Consider the following 242-nt stretch of genomic DNA (forward strand, 5'->3'; position numbering starts at 1 on the left):
CAGCGTGATGCCGGCCTGTTCGAACAGGTCCGTGCGATACATGCGGACCGACGATTCGCCGTAGAAGGGCACCGAGTACAGATCGCCCTCGTACGAGAGTGCTTCGCGCCGCGAGGGAATGATGTCGTCGGCGTCGTAGCCGTCGGTCTGCTCGATGTACGGTGACAGATTCGTGAGCCCGCCGTACTCCGCCCACGGGGGAGTCTCGAAGTTGCTGATCATCACGACGTCGAACTCGCCAC

1 protein-coding gene is annotated in these 242 nt (G+C 62.4%); it reads right to left on the reverse strand.

The window, feature by feature from the left end; all coding sequences use genetic code 11:
• The coding region (locus NVV99_RS26785; protein WP_260783335.1) for an extracellular solute-binding protein at positions 1-242 on the reverse strand (242 nt) is incomplete at both ends.

It is taken from the genome of Rhodococcus sp. PAE-6, from assembly GCF_025290685.1.
Classification (GTDB): domain Bacteria; phylum Actinomycetota; class Actinomycetes; order Mycobacteriales; family Mycobacteriaceae; genus Rhodococcus; species Rhodococcus pyridinivorans.